This window comes from Streptomyces sp. NPDC005533 (assembly GCF_042871845.1).
GTDB lineage: Bacteria > Actinomycetota > Actinomycetes > Streptomycetales > Streptomycetaceae > Streptomyces.
Window position 1 is genome coordinate 1 of sequence record NZ_JBIAJH010000124.1, and the last position, 4571, is coordinate 4571.

A 4571-nucleotide genomic window follows, 5' to 3' on the forward strand; every position below is an offset into this window, starting at 1 on the left:
TGGGTGAGGAGGAGGATGCGGGTGGAGTCGAGGGTGGTGTCGGTGAGGAGTTCCTGGAGGGTGGCCAGGGTCCCCTGAACCGCCGCATGCACCTCCGAGCTCGGTTCGGTCAGCGCGATGACACCGGGCACCGGCCCGCCCGAGGCGAGCGCGGTCCGCAGCGCTGCGGCGTCCGCGTACGCCTCGCCGGAGACGGCCGCGGCCAGACCGTGCGGGTCCGAGCCCAGGACGGCCCACGGCCCGGCGGCCGGCTCGGTGCTCTGCGGGACGGGCTTCCACACCAGGCGGTAGAGCCCGTCGATACGGCCGCTGCGGTCCTGTAGGTCACCGGCCGGGCGCAGGGCGATCTCGTCGACGGTCAGGACGGGCCGGCCGTCGGCGTCCGTGGCCGTGAGCGAGGCGGCGTTCGCACCGCTCGGTGCTAGGTGCACCCGCAGGGCGGTCGCACCGGCGGCGTGCACGGTGACCCCGTTGAACGAGAACGGGATGGTCAGCTCGTCGGAGTCCTCGATCAGCAGCGTGTGGAGGGCGGCGTCCAGCGCGGCCGGGTGGAGGGCGAACCCGTCCCCGTCGATGCCGTCCGGCAGCGCGATCTCCGCGTACAGGTCCTTGCCCCGTCTCCACGCGTTCCGCAGGCCCTGGAACGCGGGACCGTACGCGTATCCGCGCTCGGCGAGGCGGGCGTAGAGGTCGCCCACGGGTATCCCGGTGGCTCCCTCCGGCGGCCAGACGGCCGGGCCGGCCGCGGACACCGGGCCCGGGCCCGCCTCGGCGAGCACACCCGAGGCGTGCCGGATCCACTCCTCCTCCGTCCGGCCCTCGACCCGGGAGTGGACGGTGACCGAGCGGGTCCCCGACTCCTCGGCGCCCAGCGCCACCTGGAGGTGGGTGCGGGTGTCCTCGGGAACGATCAGCGGCGCCTCCAGGACGAGCTCCCGGAGCCGGTCGTAGCCGAAGCGCTCGCCTGCCGCCACGGCCATCTCGACCAGGGCGGTGCCCGGGAGCAGCACCGTTCCGGAGACGGCGTGGTCGGCGATCCACGGGTGGGTGCTCCGCGAGACGCGGCCCGTGAACAGCAGGCCCTCCCCGCCGGCGAGGCTGGTCACCGCGCCGAGCAGCGGGTGCTCCGCCGACGTCAGGCCCAGACTCGCCACGTCCTCGGGGGTGGCCGGGCTGTTCAGCCAGAACCGGGCGCCCTGGAAGGCGTACGTCGGCAGTGGCACCCGTCGCGCTCCGGGGAAGAGGCTCTCGACGTCCAGCGCCGCACCCCGCACGGCCGCGTGGCCGAGGGCGACCGCGAGGGTCCGCGCCTCGGGGCGGCCCTTGCGCAGGACGCCGACGGTCGACACCGCGCCCTGGGCGATCTCCTCGCCCAGGCAGCCCCGGGTCATGGCGGTGAGCACCGGATCGGGGCCGATCTCGATGTAACTGGTGACGTGGTGGTGGTGGAGGTGCTGGATGGCGTCGTTGAAGCGGACGGTGTGGCGGAGGTGTTGGACCCAGTAGTGGGGGTTGGTGAGTTGTTCGGTGGTGGCGGGTTGTCCGGTGAGGTTGGAGATGATGGGGATGGTGGGGGTGTGGTAGGTGAGGGTGGCGGCGGTGGTGTGGAAGTCGTTGAGGATGCCGTCCATGTGGGGTGAGTGGAAGGCGTGGCTGACGTTGAGTTGTGTGGTGCGTCGGCCGTTGTTGCGCCAGGTGGTGGCGAGTTGGTGGGCTGCGTCGTGGTCGCCGGTGATGACGGTGGAGCGGGGTCCGTTGACGGCGGCGATGTCGAGGTGGCCGTGGTGGGTGGGGAGGGTGGTGAGGATCTCGGCTTCGGTGGCCTCGATGGCGATCATCGCGCCGCCGGTGGGCGCGGACTGCATCAGCCGGCCGCGGACGGCGACGAGGAGGGCCGCGTCGCCCAGGCTGAGGACACCGGAGACGTGCGCGGCGGTGAGTTCCCCGAGGGAGTGGCCGAGCAGGTAGTCGGGGGTGAGGCCGTGGTGTTCGAGGGTGCGGTAGAGGGCGACCTCCGTGGCGAAGAGCGCCGCCTGCGTCCACATCGTCTGGTGCAGCGGCGAGGTGGTGGGGTCCTCGTCGCTGAAGAGGAGGGACTTGAGGGGGACGTTCTGCCGGAGGTGCTCGTCGAGGTGCGCGCAGACCTCGTCCAGCGTGCGGGCGTAGACGGGGTGGGTCTCGTACAGTTCGCGGCCCATGCCGGGACGCTGACTGCCCTGCCCCGTGAAGAGGAACGCGGTCTTGCCGCCGCCACGACCCGCCGGCGGACCCGCGATCAGCTCCGGCGCTTCCTCACCGGCGCCCAGCGCGGCGAGCGCCCGCAGGACTCCGTCCCGGTCCTCCGCGACGACGGCCGCGGAGTGCGCCGCCGGCGCGGGACCGTCCGCCAGCGACCGGCCGATGTCGGCCAGGGAGACCGACGGCTGACCGGCCGGTCCCGGCTGCTCCGCGCGCTCGGAGACGAAGGCCAGCAGCCGGCCCGCCTGGGCCCGCAGCGCGCCCTCGGTGTGCCCCGACAGCAGCCAGGGCGCCAGGGGCAGGGGCGCCTGCGCCTCGGTGACGGGCTTCGGCTCGGCGGTGGGAGCCTGTTCGAGGACGACGTGGGCGTTGGTGCCGCTGATGCCGAAGGAGGACACACCGGCCCGGCGCGGCCGGTCGGTCTCCGGCCACGGGGTCTCCTCGGTGAGGAGCGACACCGCTCCCGTGCTCCAGTCCACGTGCGAGGTCGGCCGGTCCACGTGCAGGGTGCGGGGGAGCACCCCGTGGTGCATGGCCATGACCATTTTGATGACGCCGCCGACGCCGGCGGCGGCCTGGGAGTGGCCGATGTTCGACTTGAGCGAGCCGAGGTGCAGCGGACGTTCGGCGTCGCGGTCCTGGCCGTAGGTGGCGAGGATGGCCTGGGCTTCGATGGGGTCGCCGAGGGTGGTGCCGGTGCCGTGTGCCTCGACGGCGTCGACGTCGGCGGGTGAGAGTCCGGCGGCGGCGAGTGCCTCGCGGATGACGCGTTCCTGGGAGGGGCCGTTGGGTGCGGTGAGTCCGTTGCTGGCGCCGTCCTGGTTGACGGCGGAGCCGCGGATGACCGCGAGGACCTCGTGGCCGTTGCGGCGGGCGTCGGAGAGCCGCTCCAGGAGCAGGACGCCGACGCCCTCACTCCAGGCGGTGCCGTCCGCCGCGTCCGCGAAGGACTTGCACCGCCCGTCCGCCGCCAGCCCGCGCTGGCGGCTGAACTCCACGAACAGATCGGGCACCGCCATCACGGTCACGCCGCCCGCCAGGGCGAGGGTGCACTCGCCCTGGCGCAGGGCCTGCGAGGCCAGGTGCAGGGCGACGAGGGAGGAGGAGCAGGCCGTGTCGACGGTGATCGCCGGGCCCTGCAGGCCCAGCGTGTACGAGACCCGGCCCGACGCCACGCTGAGCGTGTTGCCCGTCGTACGGTAGGCCTCCACGGCTTCCGGCGCGTTGCGCAGGTGGGAGGCGTACTCGCTGTACATGGCGCCGCTGAACACACCGGTACGGGTGCCCCGCAGGGCCGCCGGGGCCATGCCCGCGTTCTCCACCGCCTCCCAGCTCGCCTCCAGCAGCAGGCGCTGTTGCGGGTCCATGGCCGCGGCCTCGCGCGGGCTGATCCCGAAGAACTCGGCGTCGAAGCGGTCGGCGTCGTAGAGGAACCCGCCGTGGCGGGCGTACGAGTGGCCCGCGCGGTCCGGATCGCCGTCGAAGAGCCGGTCCAGGGCCCAGCCGCGGTTGGTGGGGAAGGGGCCGATGGCGTCGGTGCCGTCGGCGACGAGCCGCCACAGGTCCTCGGGGGAGCGGGTCCCGCCGGGGTAGCGGCAGGCCATGCCGACGATCACGATCGGGTCCGTGTGATCGGAGGTGCTGCGCACCGCTGTCTGCCCGCCGGGACGGACCACCTCGGTCTCACCGGCCAGCTTGGACAGCTCGCCCGTCAGGAACTCGGCGAGCGCGGCCGGGGTGGGGTGGTCGAAGACGGCCGTCGCCGCCAGCGTGACCCCGGTGACCGCCACGACCCGGCGGCGCAGCTCCAGGCCGGTCAGCGAGTCCATGCCGAGGGTCTTGAACGCCGTGTCCTCGTCGACGGCGTCGGCACCGGCGAGGCCCAGCACGGCGGCGACGGTGGTGCGCACCAGCTCACCGACGGTACGCCGGCGGTCGGCCGCGGGGAGCGCGGCGGTGCGCTCGGCCCACGGGGAACCGCCCGTACCGGAGAGGGCGGTGGCCGCGGCGGCGCGCCGGCGCGGGGCGCGGACCAGGGTGCGCAGCAGGGCGGGCGCGGACTGGTCGGGGGAGCGCAGGGTCGGCAGGTCCAGATCGGCCGCGGCGAGCAGCGGCTCGGGCGAGACGAGGGCCGCGTCGAAGATCTCCATGCCGCGCTCGGCGGAGATCGGCAGCACGCCCTTGCGGGCCCACCGCTTGACGTCGAGCTCACTGAGCCCGCTCGTCATCGTGCTCGGGGTGTCCCAGAGTCCCCAGGCGAGGCTGGTGGCGGGGAGGTTGTGGTGGTGGCGGTGGTGGGCGAGTGCGTCGAGGTAGGTGTTGGCGGCGGCGTA

1 protein-coding gene is annotated in these 4571 nt (G+C 73.9%); it reads right to left on the reverse strand.

From position 1 onward, the window contains the following. Nucleotides 1-4571: beta-ketoacyl synthase N-terminal-like domain-containing protein (locus tag ACFYP3_RS37035; protein ID WP_388842472.1), on the reverse strand; the 4571-nt coding region annotated here is incomplete at both ends.